At 60.8% G+C, this 21,589-nt stretch carries 15 protein-coding genes and 2 tRNA genes; 13 read left to right on the forward strand and 4 right to left on the reverse strand.

The window, feature by feature from the left end; translation table 11 throughout:
• Positions 1-17: 17 nt before the first annotated feature.
• Both JFV30_RS31655 and JFV30_RS31660 read left to right on the forward strand, forming a co-directional pair.
• A complete protein-coding gene (locus JFV30_RS31655) occupies positions 18-1,307 on the forward strand; it encodes an adenylosuccinate synthase (RefSeq protein ID WP_078469554.1) in 1,290 nt (429 codons plus the stop codon).
• A 139-nt stretch (positions 1,308-1,446) separates the two neighbouring features.
• Positions 1,447-3,381: a methyl-accepting chemotaxis protein gene (locus JFV30_RS31660; protein WP_201126017.1), complete on the forward strand. Its 1,935-nt coding sequence runs from the start codon at positions 1,447-1,449 to the stop codon at positions 3,379-3,381.
• Between the two features lie 108 nt (positions 3,382-3,489).
• On the opposite strand, the gene JFV30_RS31665 is transcribed toward JFV30_RS31660, so the two are convergent.
• From JFV30_RS31665 to JFV30_RS31680, 4 genes are all read right to left on the reverse strand, one after another.
• Positions 3,490-5,055, reverse strand: a complete 1,566-nt coding sequence (locus JFV30_RS31665) for an ABC transporter permease (protein ID WP_201126018.1) — start codon at positions 5,053-5,055, stop codon at positions 3,490-3,492.
• Positions 5,055-6,080 (reverse strand): extracellular solute-binding protein, encoded by a 1,026-nt coding sequence (locus JFV30_RS31670; RefSeq protein ID WP_201126019.1) that lies wholly within the window; start codon positions 6,078-6,080, stop codon positions 5,055-5,057. Before JFV30_RS31670 ends, JFV30_RS31665 begins: the two co-directional genes overlap by 1 nt.
• 145 nt (positions 6,081-6,225) lie before the next feature.
• Positions 6,226-6,312 (reverse strand) — tRNA-Leu (locus tag JFV30_RS31675).
• Between the two features lie 173 nt (positions 6,313-6,485).
• Positions 6,486-6,572: transfer RNA gene (locus tag JFV30_RS31680), tRNA-Leu, on the reverse strand.
• A gap of 224 nt (positions 6,573-6,796) precedes the next feature.
• Here JFV30_RS31680 and rnr point away from each other — a divergent pair.
• The 11 genes from rnr (at position 6,797) to JFV30_RS31735 (ending at position 21,530) form a co-directional block, all read left to right on the forward strand.
• Entirely contained in the window at positions 6,797-9,430 is a 2,634-nt protein-coding gene (rnr, locus tag JFV30_RS31685; RefSeq protein ID WP_201126020.1) for a ribonuclease R, read from the forward strand.
• Complete coding sequence (gene rlmB / locus JFV30_RS31690) at positions 9,427-10,182, forward strand: 23S rRNA (guanosine(2251)-2'-O)-methyltransferase RlmB (protein ID WP_003217493.1); 756 nt, start codon at positions 9,427-9,429, stop codon at positions 10,180-10,182. The genes rnr and rlmB overlap by 4 nt, the downstream gene beginning before the upstream one ends.
• Positions 10,183-10,491: 309 nt before the next feature.
• Entirely contained in the window at positions 10,492-10,914 is a 423-nt protein-coding gene (gene rpsF / locus JFV30_RS31695; RefSeq protein ID WP_003217491.1) for a 30S ribosomal protein S6, read from the forward strand.
• 28 nt (positions 10,915-10,942) lie between these two features.
• A complete protein-coding gene (gene rpsR / locus JFV30_RS31700) occupies positions 10,943-11,173 on the forward strand; it encodes a 30S ribosomal protein S18 (RefSeq protein ID WP_002551829.1) in 231 nt (76 codons plus the stop codon).
• Positions 11,174-11,209: 36 nt separating this feature from the next.
• Positions 11,210-12,097: a hypothetical protein gene (locus JFV30_RS31705; protein ID WP_010173874.1), complete on the forward strand. Its 888-nt coding sequence runs from the start codon at positions 11,210-11,212 to the stop codon at positions 12,095-12,097.
• Between the two features lie 18 nt (positions 12,098-12,115).
• Positions 12,116-12,562 carry a 50S ribosomal protein L9 gene (rplI, locus tag JFV30_RS31710; RefSeq protein WP_003171376.1) on the forward strand — a complete coding sequence of 149 codons (447 nt, stop codon included), beginning with the start codon at positions 12,116-12,118 and terminating at the stop codon, positions 12,560-12,562.
• Between the two features lie 120 nt (positions 12,563-12,682).
• Positions 12,683-14,077: a replicative DNA helicase gene (gene dnaB / locus JFV30_RS31715; RefSeq protein ID WP_003217484.1), complete on the forward strand. Its 1,395-nt coding sequence runs from the start codon at positions 12,683-12,685 to the stop codon at positions 14,075-14,077.
• Positions 14,078-14,176: 99 nt separating this feature from the next.
• Positions 14,177-16,480 carry a YgiQ family radical SAM protein gene (locus tag JFV30_RS31720; protein WP_169386502.1) on the forward strand — a complete coding sequence of 768 codons (2,304 nt, stop codon included), beginning with the start codon at positions 14,177-14,179 and terminating at the stop codon, positions 16,478-16,480.
• 205 nt (positions 16,481-16,685) lie between these two features.
• A complete protein-coding gene (locus JFV30_RS31725; RefSeq protein WP_201126021.1) occupies positions 16,686-17,612 on the forward strand; it encodes an NAD synthetase in 927 nt (308 codons plus the stop codon).
• On the forward strand, positions 17,612-18,049 hold the full coding sequence (locus JFV30_RS31730) for a hypothetical protein (RefSeq protein ID WP_201126022.1): 438 nt from the start codon (positions 17,612-17,614) through the stop codon (positions 18,047-18,049). The genes JFV30_RS31725 and JFV30_RS31730 overlap by 1 nt, the downstream gene beginning before the upstream one ends.
• A gap of 187 nt (positions 18,050-18,236) precedes the next feature.
• Positions 18,237-21,530 carry a transglutaminase family protein gene (locus JFV30_RS31735; RefSeq protein ID WP_201126023.1) on the forward strand — a complete coding sequence of 1,098 codons (3,294 nt, stop codon included), beginning with the start codon at positions 18,237-18,239 and terminating at the stop codon, positions 21,528-21,530.
• Positions 21,531-21,589: the final 59 nt, after the last annotated feature.

The raw sequence follows: 21,589 nt of genomic DNA on the forward strand, positions 1-21,589 counted from the left end.
GAATGAGGACAAGTGTTATGGGTAAGAATGTCGTAGTCCTGGGCACCCAATGGGGTGATGAGGGCAAAGGCAAGATCGTTGATCTGCTGACCGAACATGCTGCCGCCGTAGTGCGCTACCAAGGTGGCCACAACGCTGGCCACACCCTGGTCATCGATGGCGAAAAAACCGTCTTGCACCTGATCCCGTCGGGTGTGTTGCGCGAAGGCGTACAGTGCCTGATCGGCAACGGCGTGGTGGTTGCACCTGACGCCCTGCTGCGCGAGATCACCAAGCTGGAAGAGAAAGGCGTACCTGTGCGTGAGCGCCTGCGTATCAGCCCCTCCTGCCCGCTGATCCTGTCCTTCCACGTTGCGCTGGACCAGGCCCGTGAAAAGGCCCGTGGCGAGCTGAAGATCGGTACGACCGGTCGTGGCATCGGCCCGGCCTACGAAGACAAGGTTGCACGTCGTGGCCTGCGTGTGGGCGACCTGCTCAACATGCCGCGCTTTGAAGACAAGCTGCGTGAACTGGTGGATTACCACAACTTCATGCTGGTGGGTTACTACAAAGAGCCGGCCATCGAATTTGAAAAGACCCTGGCCGAGTGCAAGGAATACGCTGAGCTGCTCAAGCCGCTGATGCTGGACGTGACTGCCGAGCTGCACGACCTGCGTCGCGCTGGCAAAGACATCATGTTCGAAGGCGCCCAGGGTTCGTTGCTGGACATCGACCACGGCACTTACCCGTACGTCACCAGTTCCAACACCACCGCTGGCGGCGTTGCGACGGGTTCGGGCGTCGGCCCGATGTTCCTGGACTACATCCTCGGCATCACCAAGGCCTACACCACGCGCGTAGGTTCGGGGCCCTTCCCGACTGAGCTGTTCGACGACGTCGGTGCGCACCTGGCCAAACAAGGTCACGAGTTCGGCGCCACTACCGGTCGTGCCCGTCGTTGTGGCTGGTTTGACGCCGTTATCCTGCGTCGCGCTATCGATGTGAACAGCATCTCGGGCATCTGCCTGACCAAGCTGGACGTACTCGACGGCCTGGAAACCATCAACATCTGCATCGGCTACAAAGATGCGCAAGGCAAGGACGTTGCCCCAACCGACGCTGACAGCTACGTGGGCCTGCAGCCTGTGTACGAAGAAGTGCCGGGCTGGACCGAGTCGACCGTGGGCGCCAAGACCCTGGAAGAGCTGCCGGCCAACGCCCGCGCTTACATCAAGCGTGTTGAAGAGTTGATCGGTGCGCCAATCGACATTATTTCGACGGGCCCGGACCGCAACGAGACCATCGTTCTGCGTCACCCGTTCGCTTAATAAGCTGTTGATGTAAAACACAAAGGGTCCCTTCGGGGGCCCTTTGTCGTTTCTGTTTGCTATACGGCACGACCCTTGCTGTGTTTCTCTCTTTCGTGGTGCTATCAATTTAATGGCACCCCAGGTGGAGGGATTCACGATGTCTGCCGTTCTCTCATTGTTACAAAGCCGACTGTTGCGGCCGGTGTTCGTTACCCTAGGTATCGCTCTTTTGGTGCAAGTGCTGGTGGCGGTCGCGCTGACTCGGAGCACGGTCACCGCGCTGGAAGCTGATTTAGGCAATCGCCTGGGTGTCGACAGTCAGAAACTCTCCGGCGAACTGGCCCAGGCTGGCAAGGAAGTCACCTCCAGTCTGGATAGCCTGTCCTCCAGCACCCGCCAGCGTCTGACGGCAGGGCTTTCCACGCGTCTGCAGGACGAGCAGAAGCAGCTGCGTGCGACCCTGGAAAAAGACCTGAAGGACTCCGCCAATGATATGGCGCAGCTGCTGGCTTCCGTGGCGCCCCGCGCCATGTGGGACAGCGACGTGCCGACCCTGTCGGAATTCGCCCGGCGTGCCCAGCGCAATCCCAATGTGTTGTTCGTGGTCTACGACGACGCCACTGGCCAGCATCTCACCCGCTACCTGAACCGGGAAAACCCGATTAATGCGGCGCTGCTGGAGAAAGGGCAGGGCGAGCGTGCTTTGGACAAGGTGCTGGATGCGGCGAAAAACGATCCGTCGGTTTACTACCTTGAGGCGTCCATCAGCCCCAACGGCGTGGAGATCGGCAAGGTCATCATGGGGGTTTCAACTGCTTCGGTGGACGTCGACCTGGCCGCACTGGATAAGCGTTTTGCCGCGCTGATTGCCAGCAGTGATCAACTGGTGGGCGACAGCCTCAAGGGGGCCGCAGCTGACAGCGCTTCGGCCATGGGCGCGCGCTTGCAGTCGGCGCAAGCCACTGCCACCCAGATGACCGCCAATACCACCCATACCGTGCAAGAAGCGGCGGGCACGTTGCGCTGGCGCATCGGCATGGGCCTGGCGGTGGTCGGCTTTGGCGTGCTGCTGCTGATTGCCGTGGTGCTCGGGCGTCGCGTGGTCAATCGCCTGAAGTTGTTGATTGCAGCGATGGACGATCTGGCCGCGGGAGAGGGCGACCTGACCAAGCGCGTGCAGATCAACAGCCAGGACGAAATCGGCGACATGGCCTCGGCGGTCAATCGCTTTGTGGATAAGTTGCAGCCGATCGTGCGTGAGGCGGGCGATGTGGCCCAGCGTACCGGCGTGGAAATCGGTGCGATGACCTTGCGCAATGCCGGTGCCGACGCGGCCGCCGGCTTGCAGCGTGATGAAGTTGCGGAGAGCCTGCGGGCGCTGTCGCAAATGGCGGATGAGGCCCAGGCGGAAAGCCATGCGATGCAGGCGGCGTTGCAGCAGGTGGTGGATATTCGCCAGGCGACTGATGAGAACTCACGTACTTCTGCCGAAGTCGGCAGCCTGATCGAGGCGTTGGCGGGGCAGGTGCAGGCTGGGTCCAGGGTGATCGAACGGCTGGCTCAGCAGAGCGAGCAGATCGAGGTGGTCTTGACGGTGATCCACGGGATTGCCGAGCAAACCAACCTGCTGGCGCTCAATGCGGCGATCGAAGCGGCCCGGGCTGGTGAGACCGGTCGCGGTTTTGCGGTGGTGGCGGACGAGGTACGTGCCCTGGCCAGTAAAACCCAGAGTTCTACCGGTGATATCCAGGCCCACATCGTGGCGTTGCAGCAAGGCGCCCGTGAGGCGGTGGAGACCATCGGCAAGGCCGGGCGCCAGGCCAGCGAAGGTTTGCTGGTGTTGCGCGACAGCGTGCGCCTGCAACAGTCGGTGCAGGCCTCGGTAGAGCAGGTGCATGCGGCGATTGGCCTGGCGACCCGTGCGGCTGAGCATCAGGCGCAAGGCGCGCATGCGGTGCGTGGGCGGGTGGAAATCATCCATGCCCAGGCAGAGCGGGCCGCTCAGGCCGTGGTGGAGACTACCGCCAGTGGCAAGGTGTTGGATGGGCTGGCGGCGCAGTTGAAGGCGAGCCTGGGGCAGTTCCGGGCTTGATGTCGCCTGTTTCGGCCTCATCGCAGGCAAGCCAGCTCCCACACTCGATCGAATTCAGGTTTTGGAATACGGTCAAGTGTGGGAGCTGGCTTGCCTGCGATGGCGGCTTCAGCGGCTCAGATACATCCGCGTCGTAAGCAAATACACCGGCAGCCCCGACACCAAAATCAACAATGCTGCATAGGGCGCCGCTGCCGCGAATTCCACATTCGAGGTGTGCGCCCACACGGCAGTCGCCAAGGTGTTCAGCCCGGTAGGACTAAGCAGTAACGTCGCCGTCAATTCCTTCATCGCATCCAGGAATACCAGCGCAAACGCCGCACCCAGTGCCGGGAAAATAATCGGCAACGTCACCCGGCAAAACGCACTGAACGACGACGCGCCCAGGGTTCTCGCCGCCTCTTCCAGCTGCGGTGCCGCCTTGTTCAGCGCCGTGCGGATCGGCGCCTGGGCCAGCGGCAAAAACAGCAATGCATAAGCAATCAGCAACAACGCCGACGTCTGATACAGCGCCGGCACGTAATGCAGTGCGAAATACACCAGCGTCAGCGCAATCACCAGGCCGGGCAGGGCGTGCAGCAAGTACGGCAGGCGTTCGGCCCACAGGGCGAGCTGGCCCTTGTAGCGCACCACCAGCAGGCCCACCGGTACTGCAAACAACAGGCACAGCGCGGCGCCACCTAGGGAGAGTGCCAATGAGGAAAGCAGTGCCTCGCTGATCTCGGCGACCGGAAACGCCGCTGAGCTGCCCACGGCCAGCCAATAACCGAGCATGCCCAGTGGAATGCCGCTCCCAATAATCGCCAGGAGCAGGCAATACAGCTGCCCCAGAGGCGCCCATTTACCGAGTCGAACCTGTTCGGCGTGTCGTGCCGCGCCCTGCCCGGTGCGCACATGCCGGCCTTTGCCGCGCACCCGCAGTTCCAGCCAAAGCAGCGTCAGGCACATCACCAGCAGAACGGCCGACAGCATCGCCGCATTGGCATTGCTGAACTCCAGCTCGAATTGCTGATAGATCGCGGTGGTAAATGTCTGCAAGCCGATGATCGACAGTGCGCCGAACTCCACCAGCATATGCAGGGCAATCAACAGTGCCCCGGCCAGCAGTGATGGCCACAGTAAAGGCAAGGTGATGCGAAAGAACACACTCCAGCGATTCAGGCCAAGGGTGCGGGCCGATTCTTCCAGGGATGGATCAAGATTGCGCAGAGTTGCCGCCACCGGCAGAAACACCAGTGGGTATTTAGAAAGGGTCATCACCAGGATCGCTCCGCCCAACCCTTCAAAGTTGGCGCTTAACGAAACCCAGGTAAAGCTGCTGACAAACGCCGGCACCGCAAACGGTAGGCACAGAATCACTCCCCAGATACGCCGGCCCGGCAGGTTGCTGCGTTCCAGCAGCCAGGCCAGCGACAGGCCGATCACGCCGCAGGCCACGGTCACGCCGACCATCAACGCCAAGGTGTTGCGCAGCAACCCGAACACATAGGGCCGCCACAGCAAGTGCACGGCCTCGGCCCAGCCCGCTTGCCAGGCCTTGAGGCCGACATACACCAGCGGCAACAGGCTCAGCCCCACCAGCAGCAGGACCGGCAGCAGCAACCCGATCGAAGGGCGCTTGCGTCTTGGCGTAAAACCCCCGCGCAAAGCGGGGGTGGGGAGCGATGGGTTCATCAGTTCAAGCCAACGTCACGTTCCATTTCCAGGGCTTCTTCGGCGTTGCCCAGGTCGGCAGGGGTGACTTTCGGCGGTTGCAGCTCGCTGAAAGGCTTGAGGCCACGGTTGGATTCCATGCCCTTGCGCAGCGGGTATTCGGCAGAGGTGTTGGTGATGACCCGTTGGCCTTCTTCGCTGGCCATGAAAGCCAACAGTTGCTGGGCTTCTTTTGGGTGCTTGCTGGATTTCAGTGCAGCTGCGGCAGACACGGTGATCAGGCCGCCCGCATCACCGTTGGTGAAGTAGTGCAGTTGGGAATCCAGATTGGTTTTTTCTTTCTTCAGGGCGAACCAGTAGTAGTTGTTCACCAGTACGGTGGCTACTTCGCCATTTTCCACGGCTTTGAGCGCAACCATGTTGTTGCTGTAGACCTTGCCGAACGCCCGCAGGCCGGTCAGCCATTCTTCAGCCGCTTCGCGACCGTGCAGCTTGATGATCGCTACGGCCTGTTCCTGGAACGCGCCGCTGGTCGGTACGAAACCGACCTTGCCTTGCCATTCAGGACCGGCGAAATCCAGTACCGACTTGGGCAGGTCTTTTTCGGCGATCAGTTTCGGGTTGAACGCCACGACGCGGGTGCGTGCGGTCACGCCCATCCAGGCGCCGTTGGCGGCTACATATTCCTTGGGCAAAACATCGAGGGTGCTGGCGTCAATGGTCGCGAGCAGGCCTTGCTCGCCGAGTTTATTCAGCGGCGGCGATTCTTCGGTATAGATCACGTCGGCAGGGGAGCGGTCGCCTTCTTCGACGACCTGGCTGGCCAGCTGGTTGCTGCTGCCTTTGCGCACATTGACGTGGATGCCGGTCTTGGCTTCGAAGGCCTTGGCAAGTTCATCGCCGACCTCCTTGTGTTGGCCGTTGTACAGGGTCAGGGCGACGTTGTCGGCAGGATAGGCGGCGGGCGAGAGCAGGGTCAGGCCGAGCAGAGTGATGGTCAGGCCACGCAGAAGGGATGTCTTGAGACGGGTATCGCGGATCATCATCCGGGGTTTTCCTCACTTGAGTGCAACAAATCCTTACAAGGATAAACGATAAAACTTCTCAAGTGCGGGCGAGGGGGGAAATCAGCGGGCAGGTTTTCAAACCTCGGAAACGAAAAAACCCGCTTTCGCGGGTTTGATCTGAATTTGGTGCCCAGGAGAAGACTCGAACTTCCACGACCTTGCGATCACCAGCACCTGAAGCTGGCGTGTCTACCAATTTCACCACCTGGGCATTATCAACGCTTGCGCTGTTGATGGAGCGAACTATACGGAGGGCTTTTTGATCTGTAAACCCCTGATTCAAAAATATAAATCAAGATTCTCGTTAAAAATCAAAGGCCTGAAACGCAAAAACCCGCTTTCGCGGGTTTTTGGAGACTCGAGGAAGAACCTTGAGTTTGAAATTGGTGCCCAGGAGAAGACTCGAACTTCCACGACCTTGCGATCACCAGCACCTGAAGCTGGCGTGTCTACCAATTTCACCACCTGGGCAGCATCAACAACGTTGCCGTCGTCGATGGCGCGCACTATACGGAGGCTATTTTCTGCTGTAAAGCCCTGCCATGAAAAAAGTCTGGAATATTTCGTGGGCGGTCGCGCAAGGTGCATTCCAAGGGCTACAAAGTGCTTTTACGGGCTTGTTGACACCTGAAATTTCCCGTTTCAATACGCGTATGCCAAACTAACCCGCATATAGACAAGGTGAAAACTCTCTAATGGCCGATTGGCAGTCCCTCGATCCCGAGGCCGCTCGTGAAGCGGAAAAATATGAAAACCCTATTCCTAGCCGCGAACTGATCCTGGCGCACCTCGCCGATCGGGGTTCGCCTGCTAGCCGCGAGCAGCTGGTTGAAGAATTCGGTCTGACCACCGAAGACCAACTCGAAGCCCTGCGTCGCCGCCTGCGCGCCATGGAGCGCGATGCCCAGTTGATCTACACCCGCCGTGGCACGTACGCGCCTGTGGACAAGCTCGACCTGATCCTCGGTCGCATCGCCGGTCACCGTGACGGTTTCGGCTTCCTGATCCCGGATGATGGCAGCGACGACCTGTTCATGAGCCCGGCGCAAATGCGCCTGGTGTTCGATGGCGACCGTGCCCTGGCGCGCGTTTCCGGCCTCGACCGTCGCGGTCGCCGCGAAGGCGTGATCGTCGAAGTGGTGTCCCGTGCTCACGAGTCCATCGTTGGCCGTTACTTCGAAGAAGGCGGCATCGGCTTTGTCGTGCCGGATAACCCGAAGGTCCAGCAGGAAGTGCTGATCACCCCGGGCCGCAATGGCGCCGCCAAGGTCGGTCAGTTCGTCGAGGTGAAAATCACCCACTGGCCAACTGCGCGCTTCCAGCCACAGGGCGATATCGTTGAAGTAGTCGGCAACTACATGGCGCCGGGCATGGAAATCGATGTTGCGCTGCGCACCTACGATATCCCCCACGTCTGGCCTGAGGCGGTGCTGAAAGAAGCCTCCAAGCTCAAGCCTGAAGTTGAAGAAAAAGACAAAGAGAAACGCATCGACCTGCGCCATCTGCCGTTCGTCACCATTGACGGCGAAGATGCCCGCGACTTCGACGATGCGGTCTACTGCGAAGCCAAGCCCGGCAAACTGCGCCTGTTCTCCGGCGGCTGGAAGTTGTTCGTCGCGATTGCCGACGTGTCCAGCTACGTGAAGATCGGTTCGGCCCTGGACAACGAAGCCCAGGTGCGCGGCAACTCGGTGTACTTCCCCGAGCGCGTGATCCCGATGCTGCCTGAGCAGCTGTCGAACGGTTTGTGCTCCCTGAACCCGAAAGTCGACCGTTTGGCCATGGTGTGCGAGATGACCATCTCGAAAACCGGCGAAATGACCGACTACCAGTTCTACGAAGCGGTGATCCACTCCCAGGCCCGCCTGACCTACAACAAGGTCAGCACCATCCTGGAACAGCCGAAAACCAGCGAAGCCAAAGCCTTGCGCGGTGAGTACGGCCATGTCGTGCCGCACCTCAAGCAGCTCTATGCGCTGTACAAGGTGTTGCTGGGCGCTCGTCACGTGCGTGGCGCGATCGACTTCGAAACCCAGGAGACCCGGATTGTCTTCGGTTCCGAGCGCAAGATCGCCGCGATCACTCCGACCACGCGTAACGATGCTCACAAGCTGATCGAGGAATGCATGCTGGCCGCCAACGTGGCCACCGCAGAATTCCTGAAGAAGCACGAGATTCCTGCGTTGTACCGGGTGCACGACGGCCCGCCGCCGGAGCGTCTGGAGAAGTTGCGCGCGTTCCTCGGTGAGCTCGGCCTGTCCCTGCACAAAGGCAAGGACGGCCCGACGCCGAAGGACTACCAGGCTCTGCTCGCGAGCATCAAGGACCGTCCGGATTACCACGTGATCCAGACCGTCATGCTGCGCTCCCTGAGCCAGGCGGTGTACAGCGCTGATAACCAGGGCCACTTCGGCCTGAATTATGAGGCGTACACCCACTTCACCTCGCCGATTCGCCGTTACCCGGACTTGCTCACGCACCGGGCGATCCGCAGCGTGATCCATTCCAAGCAGAACACCCCGCACGTCAAGCGCGCCGGTGCCATGACCATTCCGAAGGCACGGATCTATCCGTACGACGAAGCGGCCCTGGAACAGCTGGGCGAGCAGTGCTCCATGAGCGAGCGCCGTGCTGACGAAGCCACCCGCGACGTGGTGAACTGGCTCAAGTGCGAGTTCATGAAAGACCGCGTGGGCGAGTCGTTCCCGGGTGTGATCACCGCGGTGACCGGTTTTGGCCTGTTCGTCGAGCTGACCGATATCTACGTCGAGGGCCTGGTGCACGTCACCGCCTTGCCGGGTGACTACTACCACTTCGACCCTGTGCATCACCGCCTGGCGGGCGAGCGCACCGGTCGCAGCTTCCGTTTGGGTGACACCGTGGAAGTGCAGGTCATGCGCGTCGACCTCGACGAGCGCAAGATCGACTTCGGCATGCCAGACAAGCCTGTCGAACCGACGGGCCGTAAAAAACGTGGCAGCGAAACTGCAACGCCGGCCGCCAAAGGCAAAGGGGGTCCTGCGAAAGCAGCGGTCGCCGAGCCTGCGCCAGCCAAGCCTGCTCGTCGCTCGTCTGCCAAGGACAAGGCCCCCGAAGCCTACCGCCCTAGCGATGCCGCGGCGAAAAACGCCGAGCTGCGCAAGAGCCGCGAGTTGAAGCAGCAGTTGCTCAACGAAGCCAAAAGCGGTGGTAAAGCGGCGTCTGGGGGAAAGTCCCGCGAGGCGGAAAAGCCGTCGAGCAAGCCGAGTAAACACCGTAAAGGCCCGCCAAAAGCGGGTTCGGCCCCCGCGAAAAGCGGCGGGTCGCGCAAACCTAAGGCCAAGTCATGAGTCTGGAAAAAATCTACGGCGTTCACGCCGTAGAAGCGTTGCTGCGTCACCACCCGAAACGCGTCAAGCAGGTGTGGTTGGCAGAAGGCCGTAGTGAGCCGCGTGTACAAGCGCTGGTCGAGTTGGCCAATCAAAACAAGGTTGCTATCGGCCAGGCCGAGCGTCGTGAAATGGACGTCTGGGTCGAAGGCGTTCACCAGGGCGTGGTCGCGGACGTAAGTCCGAGCCAGGTCTGGGGCGAGGCGATGCTCGACGAGCTGCTCGATCGCACCGAAGGCGCGCCGCTGCTGCTGGTGCTCGACGGCGTGACCGATCCGCACAACCTGGGTGCCTGCCTGCGTTCGGCCGATGCTGCCGGCGCACTGGCGGTGATCGTGCCTAAAGACAAGTCGGCCACCTTGACGCCGGTGGTGCGTAAAGTCGCCTGCGGTGCGGCAGAAGTGATTCCGCTGGTGGCGGTGACCAACCTGGCGCGTACCCTGGAGAAACTCCAGCAGCGCGGCTTGTGGGTCGTGGGTACGGCGGGAGAGGCCGAGGTCAGCATTTATGACCAGGACCTCACCGGCCCGACCATCCTGATCATGGGCGCCGAAGGCAAAGGCATGCGTCGCCTGACCCGTGAACATTGCGACTACCTGGTGCACCTGCCGATGGCCGGTAGCGTCAGCAGCCTCAACGTTTCAGTCGCAACGGGCGTCTGCCTGTTCGAAGCCCAGCGCCAGCGTGGCGCCAAGGCCAAAGCCAAGAAATAAGGCTTAAGAACGACGCAGGACCCTGTGGGAGCCGGGCTTGCCCGCGATGGCGGTGTGTCAGTCAGCAGAGATGTTGCCTGTGCCATTGTCATCGCAGGCAGGCCAGCTCCCACATTTGTTTTTGTGGGGTGGGGTGACTGTTCAAATAATCACCAATCACCTTGCGCCCTTTCTCCCCCTTCTCTACAATTGCGCCCCTTGCCTTCATGGCAGGCACGCATGTGCCTCCCTTCGGCAAGATCCATAAGTGTCATTCACTCCTTGTCTGACCGTTTTTGAGCGGCAGGCTACAACCCGTAAGGAGCATTCATGCGTCATTACGAAATCATCTTTTTGGTCCACCCGGATCAAAGCGAGCAAGTCGGCGGCATGGTAGAGCGTTACACCAAGCTGATCGAAGAAGACGGCGGCAAAATCCACCGTCTGGAAGATTGGGGCCGTCGTCAACTGGCCTACGCAATCAACAATGTTCACAAGGCTCACTACGTGATGCTGAACGTTGAGTGCACTGGCAAGGCCCTGGCCGAGCTGGAAGACAACTTCCGCTACAACGATGCAGTGATCCGTAACCTGGTCATCCGTCGCGAAGAAGCCGTTACCGGCCAATCCGAGATGCTCAAGGCTGAAGAAAACCGCAGTGAGCGCCGTGAGCGTCGCGACCGTCCTGAGCACGAAGGCGCTGAAAGCGCTGACAGTGATGACAGCGACAACAGCGATAACGCTGACGAGTAATCCACGGACCTTTTAAGGAGCCTATCAAATGGCACGTTTCTTCCGTCGTCGTAAATTCTGCCGCTTCACCGCTGAAGACGTGAAGGAGATCGATTACAAAGATCTCAACACTCTGAAAGCCTACGTATCCGAGACCGGCAAAATTGTTCCAAGCCGCATCACCGGTACTAAAGCTCGTTATCAGCGTCAGCTGGCCACCGCTATCAAGCGCGCCCGCTTCCTGGCCCTGCTGGCCTACACCGACAGCCACGGCCGCTGAGACCGGGCAGTCGACAAGTAGTAAGGGATTGAATGCATGCGCGCCTTAGCTGAGTTCATCATGCGCGGTCGTGTGCAGGCCACTCTGGTAGTGGCTGGATGTGCAGCATTGCCGTTGTTGTATTGGTTGGGTGCTGCTGCAGGTTGCCTTGTGCTCCTGCGGCGCGGTTTGAAGGACGCCCTTGGCGTTCTTGCCCTGGGAATACTGCCGGCCTTGGTCTGGTGGTTGAAATTCGATGATCCACGGGTACTTCTGGTACTGCTCGGTTCATCGACCCTTGCGTTGGTTTTACGCGCAAGTGAGTCCTGGGTCCGTACGCTGCTGGTCAGCGTGGCATTGGGGTTGGTGTATTCACTGGCGCTTGGCGCGGCTTTCCGCCCGCAAATCGAGGCGCTGGCGCAGGAGATCATAAAGATCCTGCCGCTGGCCCTCGGGGATCTCTACCAGCAGTTATCGGTAGAGGAGCGAGCGCGTCTCGCGTCAGTGATTGCACCGATGCTTACCGGCCTGATTGCGGCCTTGTTGCAGATCGTCAGCGTGCTGAGCCTGATTCTTGGGCGTTACTGGCAGGCGTTGTTGTATAACCCGGGCGGTTTTGGTCGCGAGTTTCGCAGTATCAGAATCCCCGCAGGACCCGCGATGTTGCTGCTGGCGTTCATGGTGGTCGGGCCGACGTTTGGCCTGGCGCTGTTGGTGCCGTTGTGCAGCGTACCGCTGGTATTCGCCGGCCTGTCCCTGATTCATGGGCTGGTGGCGCAAAAGCGACTGGGCAGATTCTGGCTGGTGGGGTTGTACGTAACGCTGTTGCTGTTCATGCAGCTGATCTATCCGTTACTCGTGGTCTTGGCCATTGTCGACGGCCTGATTGATTTTCGCGGTCGTCTGGCGCCGAAAGACGCCGATAACGCGAACGGTGAAGGTTAAAAGTTAGAGGATTTTCACATGCAACTGATCCTTCTGGAAAAAGTCGCCAACCTGGGCAACCTGGGCGACAAAGTGAACGTTAAGGCCGGCTACGGTCGTAACTACCTGCTGCCATACGGCAAAGCCACCGCTGCAACCGCTGCCAACCTGGCTGCGTTTGAAGAGCGTCGTGCCGAGCTGGAAAAAGCAGCAGCAGACAAAAAAGCTTCGGCCGAAACTCGCGCTGCCCAACTGGCTGAGCTGGAAGTGACTATCACTGCCACCGCCGGTGACGAAGGCAAGCTGTTCGGTTCGATCGGCACCCACGACATCGCTGATGCACTGACCGCCTCCGGCGTTGAAGTGCAGAAGAGCGAAGTTCGTCTGCCGAACGGCACCATCCGCAACGTTGGCGAATTCGATGTAGCCGTGCACCTGCACGCTGAAGTCGAAGCAACCGTACGCGTTGTTGTGGTAGCTGCTTAAGCAGTACCTAACTGACTGGCACCTCGCGTGCCGGGCGGTTAACATCGGGCACGATCCTGTTTACAGGTCGTGCCTTTTGTTTTTCTGTAGCCCCTGATTCTCCAACTATTCCAAGTGGCCATGAACGATATCTCCGCTCCTGAGCAATATGATCTGCAAACCGCTGCCCTGAAGGTGCCGCCGCATTCCATCGAGGCCGAACAGGCCGTGCTCGGTGGCTTGATGCTGGACAACAACGCCTGGGAGCGCGTGCTGGATCAAGTCTCGGACGGCGATTTCTACCGTCATGACCACCGCCTGATCTTCCGCGCCATTGCCAAGCTGGCTGACCAGAACTCACCGATCGACGTGGTGACCCTGGCCGAGCAACTGGACAAGGAAGGCCAGACGTCCCAAGTGGGCGGCCTGGGTTACCTGGGTGAACTGGCGAAGAACACGCCATCGGTCGCCAACATCAAGGCCTATGCGCAGATCGTCCGTGCGCGGGCCACGTTGCGCCAGTTGATCGGCATCGCCACCGAGATCGCCGACAGCGCCTTCAACCCCGAAGGCCGCACCGCTGAAGAGATCCTCGACGAGGCCGAACGGCAGATCTTCCAGATCGCCGAAGCCCGGCCGAAAACCGGCGGCCCGGTCAGCGTCAACGACCTGCTGACCAAGGCGATCGACCGTATCGATACCCTGTTCAACACCGACAACGCCATCACCGGCCTGTCCACCGGCTACACCGACCTGGATGGCATGACCAGCGGCTTGCAGCCCGCGGACTTGATCATCGTCGCTGGCCGTCCGTCCATGGGTAAAACCACCTTCGCCATGAACCTGGTGGAAAACGCCGTGTTGCGCAGCGACAAGGCCGTACTGGTTTATTCCCTGGAGATGCCAGGTGAATCGCTGATCATGCGTATGTTGTCGTCCCTGGGCCGCATCGACCAGACCAAGGTGCGTGCCGGTCGCCTGGAAGACGACGATTGGCCGCGCCTGACCTCGGCGGTCAACCTGCTCAACGACCGCAAGCTGTTCATCGATGACACCGCGGGCATCAGCCCGTCGGAAATGCGCGCACGTACCCGACGCCTGGTGCGTGAGCACGGCGACATCGCCCTGATCATGATCGACTACCTGCAGCTGATGCAGATCCCGGGCTCCAGCGGTGACAGCCGGACCAACGAGATTTCCGAGATTTCCCGCTCGTTGAAGGCCCTGGCCAAGGAATTCAACTGCCCGGTGGTTGCCCTGTCGCAGCTCAACCGGTCCCTGGAGCAACGTCCCAACAAGCGCCCGATCAACTCCGACTTGCGGGAATCCGGAGCGATCGAGCAGGATGCTGACGTGATCATGTTCGTTTACCGGGACGAGGTGTACCACCCGGAAACCGAGCATAAAGGCATCGCCGAAATCATTATCGGCAAGCAGCGTAACGGCCCGATCGGCACCACGCGCCTGGCCTTTATCGGTAAATACACCCGCTTCGAAAACCTGGCGCCGGGCAGCTATAACTTCGAAGACGAGTAAATAGTCGTCCCACCAATTCCGACTGCAAAGGTCGGAATTGGTCAAATTTTGTGCTATATTCCGCGCCCGCGATTTTTCATCTCAACACCGGTCACCGTCATGCAAACAGCCAAGCCGTTATTTGACTATCCCAAGTACTGGGCCGAATGTTTCGGTCCTGCGCCATTCCTGCCGATGAGCAGGGAGGAGATGGATCAGCTTGGCTGGGATTCATGCGACATCATCATCGTCACCGGTGACGCGTATGTGGACCATCCGTCGTTCGGCATGGCAATCATCGGCCGGCTGCTGGAGTCCCAGGGCTTTCGCGTCGGGATCATTGCCCAGCCCAACTGGCAGTCCAAAGACGACTTCATGAAGCTCGGCGAGCCGAACCTGTTCTTCGGCGTCGCGGCCGGCAACATGGACTCGATGATCAACCGCTACACCGCCGACAAGAAAATCCGCTCCGATGACGCCTACACCCCAGGTGGCATGGCCGGCAAACGTCCGGACCGCGCCAGCCTGGTCTACAGCCAGCGCTGCAAGGAAGCCTACAAGCATGTGCCGATCGTACTCGGCGGCATCGAGGCCTCCCTGCGCCGCATCGCCCACTACGACTACTGGCAGGACCGTGTACGCAACTCGATCCTGATCGACGCCTGCGCCGACATCCTGCTGTACGGCAACGCCGAGCGGGCCATCGTCGAAGTTGCCCAGCGCCTGTCGTGGGGCCACAAGATTGAAGACATCACCGACGTGCGCGGCACCGCGTTCATTCGCCGTGACACGCCTGAAGGCTGGTACGAAGTGGACTCCACCCGTATCGACCGCCCGGGCAAGATCGACAAGATCATCAACCCGTACGTGAACACCCAGGACACCCAGGCCTGCGCCATCGAGCAGGAAAAGGGCCCGGTGGAAGACCCGGAAGAAGCCAAGGTCGTACAGATCCTGGCCAGCCCGCGCATGACCCGCGACAAGACGGTTATCCGTCTGCCGTCCGTGGAAAAAGTCCGTGGTGACTCGGTTTTGTACGCTCACGCGAACCGCGTGTTGCACCTGGAAACCAACCCGGGCAACGCCCGCGCCCTGGTGCAGAAGCATGGTGAAGTGGACGTGTGGTTCAACCCGCCGCCCATTCCCATGACCACCGAAGAAATGGACTACGTGTTCGGCATGCCTTACGCCCGTATTCCGCACCCGGCGTACGGCAAGGAAAAGATCCCGGCCTACGACATGATCCGTTTCTCGGTGAACATCATGCGTGGCTGCTTTGGCGGCTGCACCTTCTGCTCGATCACCGAGCATGAAGGCCGGATCATCCAGAACCGTTCCGAAGAGTCGATCATTCGCGAAATCGAAGAGATCCGCGACAAGGTGCCCGGCTTCACCGGCGTCATCTCCGACCTCGGCGGCCCGACCGCGAACATGTACCGCATTGCCTGCAAGAGCCCGGAAATCGAATCTGCGTGCCGCAAGCCATCCTGCGTGTTCCCGGGTATCTGCCCGAACCTGAACACCGACCACTCGTCGCTGATTCAGCTGTACCGCAGCGCCCGTGCATTGCCGGGCGTAAAGAAGATTCTGATCGCTTCCGGCTTGCGCTACGACCTCGCGGTCGAGTCGCCGGAGTACGTCAAAGAGCTGGTGACCCACCACGTTGGTGGCTACCTGAAGATCGCCCCGGAACACACCGAGGAAGGTCCGCTCAACCAGATGATGAAGCCGGGCATTGGCAGCTATGACAAGTTCAAGCGCATGTTCGAGAAGTACACCAAGGAAGCGGGCAAGGAGCAGTACCTGATTCCTTACTTCATCGCCGCCCACCCGGGCACCACTGATGAAGACATGATGAACCTGGCCCTGTGGCTCAAGGGCAACGGCTTCCGCGCCGACCAGGTGCAGGCGTTCTACCCCTCGCCAATGGCCACCGCCACGGCGATGTACCACTCGGGCAAGAACCCGCTGCGCAAGGTCACCTACAAGAGCGACGCGGTGACCATCGTCAAGAGCGAAGAACAGCGCCGTCTGCACAAGGCCTTCCTGCGCTACCACGACCCGAAAGGCTGGCCGATGCTGCGTGAAGCCTTGACCCGCATGGGCCGGGCCGACCTGATCGGGCCGGGCAAGGAGCAACTGATTCCGTTGCACCAACCGTCCACCGACAGCTACCAGAGCGCCCGTCGCAAGAACTCGACGCCGGCTGGCAGCCACAAGGTGGCGAAGGAAACCACCACCAAGATCCTCACCCAGCACACCGGCTTGCCGCCGCGTGGCAGTGACGGCAGCAACCCGTGGGACAAGCGCGAGCAAGCCAAGGCCGCGGCCATGGCGCGCAACAAGCAGGCCGCCAAGGAACGCACCGACGCGGCCAAGGGCAAAGGCAAGAAGCCAGCCCGCAAGCCGGTCGTGCCGCGTTGATCGCCGCCTGAATCGCAAAACGCCAGCCTCGTGCTGGCGTTTTGCTTTCTAGCGGGTGGGTAGCCTGTTTGTTAAGGTGGCGCCCATCAAATCGCCATCGCGGGCAAGCCCGGCTCCCACAGGAGAATGCATTCCAAATGTGGGAGCCGGGCTTGCCCGCGATGGGGTCAGTCAGCTCAGCATCATCTCAAGGAAGAACACCCCCATGAGCAGCCCCCTGCTTGGCATCGGCATGGACTCCAACCGCTCCCAGTTCATGGCGCGCCAGCGCATCGAAAGTGAAATCAACCTGCCCCGGATATTTGCCGCCATTGACGCCGACCCTGGCATTGTTGGCGCGGGCGTGGTGTATATCGACGCGGATTTCAACGTCATCACCCTGCGCGAATTCAAGCCGATCTGCAGCCTCCAACCTAAGCGGATCATTGTGCGCGAGGCGCAGCGATACATCGCCCCGGCCCAGTTCGCCGACCAGGTCATAAACAACCCGCGAGAAGGGCGACTGATTGGCGAAGCCATCAACACCACCCTGTCCTGCGGTGGCGCGATCATTGGCTGGTTGGTTGTATTGAGCGGCACCATTGCCGTGCCGTTTACTGCGGGTGCGAGTTCGGTCATGACCGTCATCGGCTATGCCAGCGCCACTGCCAGTACCGCATCCTGCCTGGTAGGCGCGTTTCGTACCCGCAATGAAATCGTCAACCCGGGCATGAATGACTATCTGGATAACGAAGAGTGGTACCAGTACGCCACAAAAATCATGGATGGCGCCGCTTTGGTGGGCGTGGGGGCATCGACCCTGACCACTGTAAAACTGATCAATGTGACCCGTGCAGCCACCGGCAAAAGCCTGCGCCAGGTGCTTAAAGGTCTCAATGGTCATGAACGGGAAAAATTGACCAAAGAACTGCTGAAAATCGCCGACCCGCAGATGTCGACCAAGATGCGCAAGCTCTTGCAACTGAGTGGTGAGTTGCCCAAGCGCTTCACTCCGACCCAGCTCAAGCACGCCACCATCGTTCAGATCGGCGATGCTTTCAGTGCCGGGTTAGGCGTTTGGGGGCTGAAGCGCTCAGACAACTACAAGCAGGCCAAAACTTTTGCGATTGGCTTGTACGAGGAAACCGAGTGATGAGTGGCGTCCCATCGTTAAAGCCGTTTTTGCTTGAACATTTCCCGTCGTTCATCGGTGTGATTCTCGCCGGCTGCCTCGGCGGTTCCGGCGCAATTTCCCTGGCGGCGAGCACCTATTTTGCCGACGTCCCCATGGCCACCAATGCAACCGTGTCCTGGTTCGTGGTGTTGTTCGCTGCGCTGTTCGTGACCAACAGCAACTTTCTGGTTGTGCGCGGGCACACGTGGGCTGTGTGGGGCATGGTGGTGTTTTTTGTGGTGTGCCTGCTGGTGGTATTGCCGACGCTGCAATACCGTCCGCACTGGTTTATCTACAGCGAATGCCTGTTCTGGCCATTGCTCGGGTTGTTGCTGATCAACAGCAAGGGCTATCGGTCGATGGTGAGGAAACTGGCTGAAGTGCGGCGGCTGCGTGAAGCGGCTAAAGCGGCCTGACTGGGTAGATTCACCACCCATCCTCACACTCCCGCCACAAATATGTGCAACCCTCGCACCACGACGGCGGCCATCGCGCCGTTTTGGTGCTGTACTGCACCGGGTCTCACGATAAAGCGCAATGACCGCTGCTCTGGCATAAGTCTTGCGCGCTTTGTTTCCATGCCCTGGCTCGCAGGAGGCCGCCGTGTCGATTCATGTCGCGTTGCACCACGTTACGCATTACCGCTACGACCGCGCGGTCGAACTCGGCCCACAGATTGTTCGTCTGCGTCCGGCGGCCCATAGCCGCACGCGGATTTTGTCCTACGCGCTGAAAGTGCTGCCGGAGCAGCACTTCATCAATTGGCAGCAAGACCCCCAGGGCAATTACCTGGCGCGTCTGGTATTCCCGGAAAAGACCGACGAGTTGCGCATCGAGGTCGACCTGGTCGCCGAGATGGCGGTGTTCAACCCGTTCGATTTTTTCCTTGAGCCCTACGCCGAAAAAATCCCCTTCAGCTATGCCGCCGATGAGCAGCGCGAGCTGGCGCCGTACCTGGAAACCTTGCCGCTGACCCCGAGATTTGCCGCGTATCTGGCGGGTATCGACCGTACGCCATTGCCGGCCGTGGATTTCCTCGTAGGGCTCAATCAGCGTCTGGCGGCGGATATTGGCTACCTGATCCGCATGGAGCCGGGCGTGCAAACCCCGGAATTCACCCTGGAAAATGCCTCCGGCTCGTGCCGCGACTCGGCGTGGCTGCTGGTGCAACTGCTGCGTAACCTGGGGCTGGCGGCGCGGTTTGTGTCCGGCTATCTGATCCAGCTGACCGCCGACGTCAAAGCCCTCGACGGCCCGTCCGGCACCGAAGTGGACTTCACCGACCTGCACGCCTGGTGCGAAGTGTATTTGCCCGGCGCCGGCTGGATCGGCCTCGATGCCACCTCCGGCTTGTTCGCCGGTGAAGGCCACATCCCGTTGGCCTGCAGTCCTGATCCGTCTTCCGCGGCGCCCATCAGTGGTCTGGTGGAGCCGTGCGAGTGCGAATTTACCCACGAGATGTCCGTAGAACGGATTTGGGAAGCCCCACGGGTTACCAAGCCCTACACCGAAGAGCAATGGCTGGCGATTCAGGCGCTGGGCCGGCAGATTGATGGCGACCTGCTCAAGGACGACGTACGCCTGACCATGGGCGGCGAACCGACTTTTGTCTCCATCGACGACCCTGACGGCGCCGAATGGAACACCGCCGCCCTGGGCCCGGACAAACGCCGATTGTCCGCCGAGCTGTTCCAGCGCATGCGCAAGCACTACGCGCCCAAGGGGCTGGTGCACTTCGGCCAGGGCAAGTGGTACCCGGGCGAGCAACTGCCGCGCTGGTCCCTCAACTGCTACTGGCGCCGCGACGGGGTGCCGATCTGGCACAACAGCGCGCTGATCGCCGATGAGCAGGAAAGCTACGGCGCCGACGGCGTGATGGCCGGGCGGTTTCTGGCCAGCGTCGCCGAACGCCTGAAGCTGCCTACGCATTTTGTATTCCCGGCCTACGAAGACAATTTCTATTACCTGTGGCGCGAAGGCGCCTTGCCGCAAAACGTCAGCGCCGAAGATCCGCGCCTGGACGACAAACTTGAGCGCGACCGCCTGCGCAAGGTCTTCAGTCAGGGCCTGGATAAAGTCATCGGCCAGGTGCTGCCGCTGGCACGCACGGCGGCCAATGACCGCTGGCAGAGCGGCCGCTGGTACCTGCGGGACAACCACTGCCGCCTGGTGCCGGGTGATTCTCCCCTGGGTTATCGCCTGCCACTCGCCTCGCAGCCGTGGGTGACGGCGGCGGATTATCCGTTCGTGCATCCCGTCGATCCCAACCAGGATTTGGCTGAGCTGCCGACCACCTCACAACTGCAAAGCCATGGCGAGGCGGCCACCGGCCCAGACCGGGTCCCGAAGATCGACGAGTCTGCCGACTGGCTGACCCGCACCGCCCTGTGCGCCGAAGCGCGGGAAGGCCGGTTGTACCTGTTCATGCCGCCGCTGGAGCGGGTCGAGGATTATCTGGAACTGGTGGCCGCCATCGAAGCCACCGCCGAAGAACTGCATTGCCCGGTGCTGCTGGAAGGCTACGAGCCGCCGAGCGACCCGCGCCTGAGCAACTTCCGGGTGACGCCGGACCCGGGTGTGATCGAGGTCAACGTGCAGCCGTCCGCCACCTGGGACGAGTTGGTGGAGCGCACTGAGTTTCTCTACGAAGAAGCCCGGCAAACCCGCCTCACCACTGAAAAATTCATGATCGACGGCCGCCACACCGGCACCGGCGGCGGTAACCACTTTGTGCTTGGCGGTGCTACGCCCAAGGACTCGCCGTTCCTGCGGCGCCCCGATCTGCTGCGCAGCCTGATCAGCTACTGGCATAACCACCCGTCGCTGTCCTACCTGTTTTCCGGCCTGTTCATCGGCCCGACTTCCCAGGCGCCACGGGTCGACGAAGCGCGCAACGATGCGTTGTACGAACTGGAAATCGCCTTCGCCCAGATGCCCGACGTGGGCGAGGAATGCCCGCCATGGTTGGTGGACCGCCTGCTGCGCAACCTGCTGATCGACGTCACCGGTAACACCCACCGCGCCGAGTTCTGCATCGACAAGCTCTACTCGCCCGACGGTGCCACCGGGCGCCTCGGCCTGCTGGAATTGCGCGCCTTTGAGATGCCTCCCCACGCGCGCATGAGCCTGACCCAGCAACTGCTGCTGCGGGCGCTGGTGGCGCGTTTCTGGCGTGAACCCTATGCGCCGGCGAAGCTGGCGCGCTGGGGCACGGAGCTGCACGACCGTTTCCTGCTGCCGCACTTTATCGAGCAGGATTTTGCCGACGTGATCGTCGAGTTGAACGCTGCCGGCTATCCGCTGCGGGCCGAATGGTTTGCCGCGCACCTGGAATTCCGTTTTCCCAAGGTCGGCGACTACGCCGTCAGCGGTATCGAACTGGAACTGCGCCAGGCCCTGGAGCCCTGGCATGTGCTGGGTGAAGAGGGCGCCGTGGGCGGCACGGTGCGTTACGTGGATTCGTCCCTGGAGCGCTTGCAGGTCAAGTTGAGCGGCCTGCCGCCCCAGCGTTACCTGCTGACCTGCAACGGCATCCCGGTGCCGCTGCAACCCACCGGACGCGTCGGCGAGTTTGTCGCCGGTGTGCGCTATCGCGCCTGGCAACCGGCCAACTGTTTGCAGCCGACCATCCCGGTGCATGCGCCGCTGGTATTTGATCTTTTGGACACGTGGATGCAGCGCTCGCTGGGTGGTTGCCAGTACCATGTCGCCCATCCGGGCGGGCGTAATTATGACAGCCTGCCGGTGAATGCCAACGAAGCTGAAAGCCGGCGGATGGCGCGGTTTTTCCGCCTGGGGCACAGCCCGGGGAAATTGCCGGTGCCGAGTGTGGTGATCAATGATGAATTGCCGATGACCCTGGATTTGCGGCGCTTTGCAAAAAGAACAGAGGATTGAATGTACATAATCCCGAAAGCGACAAATCTCTAATGTGGGAGCTGGCTTGCCTGCGATAG

The organism is Pseudomonas sp. TH32 (assembly GCF_016650855.1).
Classification (GTDB): domain Bacteria; phylum Pseudomonadota; class Gammaproteobacteria; order Pseudomonadales; family Pseudomonadaceae; genus Aquipseudomonas.

Coding starts and splice junctions, on each gene's coding strand:
- JFV30_RS31655 (WP_078469554.1), top strand. CDS start 18: ATGGGTAAGAATGTCGTAGTCCTGGGCACCCAATGGGGTGATGAGGGC.
- rpsF (WP_003217491.1), top strand. CDS start 10,492: ATGCGTCATTACGAAATCATCTTTTTGGTCCACCCGGATCAAAGCGAG.
- rplI (WP_003171376.1), top strand. CDS start 12,116: ATGCAACTGATCCTTCTGGAAAAAGTCGCCAACCTGGGCAACCTGGGC.
- rlmB (WP_003217493.1), top strand. CDS start 9,427: ATGAGTCTGGAAAAAATCTACGGCGTTCACGCCGTAGAAGCGTTGCTG.
- rpsR (WP_002551829.1), top strand. CDS start 10,943: ATGGCACGTTTCTTCCGTCGTCGTAAATTCTGCCGCTTCACCGCTGAA.
- JFV30_RS31730 (WP_201126022.1), top strand. CDS start 17,612: ATGAGTGGCGTCCCATCGTTAAAGCCGTTTTTGCTTGAACATTTCCCG.
- JFV30_RS31705 (WP_010173874.1), top strand. CDS start 11,210: ATGCGCGCCTTAGCTGAGTTCATCATGCGCGGTCGTGTGCAGGCCACT.
- JFV30_RS31665 (WP_201126018.1), bottom strand. CDS start 5,055: ATGAACCCATCGCTCCCCACCCCCGCTTTGCGCGGGGGTTTTACGCCA.
- JFV30_RS31660 (WP_201126017.1), top strand. CDS start 1,447: ATGTCTGCCGTTCTCTCATTGTTACAAAGCCGACTGTTGCGGCCGGTG.
- JFV30_RS31720 (WP_169386502.1), top strand. CDS start 14,177: ATGCAAACAGCCAAGCCGTTATTTGACTATCCCAAGTACTGGGCCGAA.
- dnaB (WP_003217484.1), top strand. CDS start 12,683: ATGAACGATATCTCCGCTCCTGAGCAATATGATCTGCAAACCGCTGCC.
- JFV30_RS31670 (WP_201126019.1), bottom strand. CDS start 6,080: ATGATGATCCGCGATACCCGTCTCAAGACATCCCTTCTGCGTGGCCTG.
- rnr (WP_201126020.1), top strand. CDS start 6,797: ATGGCCGATTGGCAGTCCCTCGATCCCGAGGCCGCTCGTGAAGCGGAA.
- JFV30_RS31725 (WP_201126021.1), top strand. CDS start 16,686: ATGAGCAGCCCCCTGCTTGGCATCGGCATGGACTCCAACCGCTCCCAG.